The organism is Facklamia sp. P13064, assembly GCF_050409425.1.
In the GTDB taxonomy this organism is placed as follows: domain Bacteria; phylum Bacillota; class Bacilli; order Lactobacillales; family Aerococcaceae; genus Facklamia.
The window spans coordinates 1-1562 of the sequence record NZ_JBNUPM010000042.1 but is presented as its reverse complement, the minus strand read 5'-3'; the positions used below and the strand labels follow the sequence as shown (position 1 = coordinate 1562).

Below are 1562 nucleotides of genomic sequence, written 5' to 3'. Positions count from 1 at the left end.
GGCTCTTTGTCAAATAGGGTTGATGAGTAGGTGAGGTAACCGACTGGTTACTTCACCTCTTTTTTTACAGATCAACAATTATTATAAGCGCATGAATGATCGACCGGTTTTATTATGAGATAAATTGTCAAAAAGCAACCGACGTAGATGATTGATTGGGCAAGTATAAGCGCATCATCAATAAAATTCTATTTTTAAAATGTGAATAATTACGATAGCCATAGGCATTTCGTTTCAGCACCTTGATTTTATTGTTTAGCCCTTCAATTGGGCCATTCGTTAAGGTTGAATAGTTAAAGGTGTTTTGAATAAAAGTGTGATAGCGTTTAAAGGTTCTTAAAACGGTCTTTAATTTTTTTGAAACGGGTAATGTTAGGCCATAGTTGACCCAAAACTCAAATCGATCGATTCGAAGGTCTTGAAGGGCTTCTCTTAAATGATGAACGACCTCGTAAGTGACTTTTAATTCGCTACTTGATGCTAATAAATAATCAACGATACCACTGGTGTTTGTGATCCAATCAAATAATCGATAGCGCTGATAAGTAGTGGTGTGTAATTTATTTCTTGGTGTCATGATTAGGCGCCAGTAGCGTTTATGTTTATTGTACAGTCGATTGTCTTTGTTTCGGAAGGTGTTCATCACATGAATTCGTGTCCGATTCAGCTCACGATTTAAAGCTTGAATGAGATGGAATTTATCAATAATAATTTGTGCTTTTGGAAAAACTTTTTGAATTAAATCCATATACGGTCGGTACATATCAATCGTTATCGTTTGAACCGATTGACGGGTTTCCAACGGAAATTGTTGAAAATAACGGATTAATGAAGACTGTTTGCGATCAAAGAACAAATCAACTAATCGATGCGTTTTAGCGTCACAGTAAATGAAACTCATCGCAGCATCAATCGTTCGAACACTTTTAAATTCATCAAAACAAAGGTGTTGTGGTAAGGAATGTAGCGGTTTGAATTGAAGGTGCTGTGCCATTTGATTCGTCACACGACGGACTGTATGAATCGATACATGCACCAGTTGAGCGATATAAGTTTCTGATATCGTATGTGTTAACTGATCAGCGATATATCGTTTCAAATGATTAGATAGATGACAGTGACGAGCGACTTCAGGCGTTTGAGCGGTAAAGGATGAGTGACAAGATTTACAGTAATAACGCTGTTTTTTTAAATCTAAATAAGTGGGATAACCTGCCATCGGTATTAATTGAATGCGCGATGTACGAGAGCCATTTTTAACGATTGAATAGTTAATTGCTGATTGCCCACAACAAGGGCAATGACTAATAGGCTCTATTAATTGACCTGTTAATAAGAAAGATAAACGGCCTTTAATCGAAATTTTTGAAAATTTTTGGTCATTAATTGTGATGTTTTTATCGTTTAATCCGAGTAAAGATGATATAATGTGTGACATGGGACAGCTCTCCTTTATTGTGGTTTAGTCGCTTATAATATACAGGAGATCTGTCCTTTTTTGTACCCTAAAGTAAAAAATAGAGTTGAGGCCTTCGGCCATCAACCCTATAAATTATAGAACC

At 36.2% G+C, this 1562-nt stretch carries 1 protein-coding gene; it reads right to left on the bottom strand.

The window, feature by feature from the left end:
• Positions 1-127 precede the first annotated feature (127 nt).
• Entirely contained in the window at positions 128-1438 is a 1311-nt protein-coding gene (locus ACQV2S_RS08705) for an ISL3 family transposase (RefSeq protein WP_428885407.1), read from the bottom strand.
• Between the last annotated feature and the right edge of the window lie 124 nt (positions 1439-1562).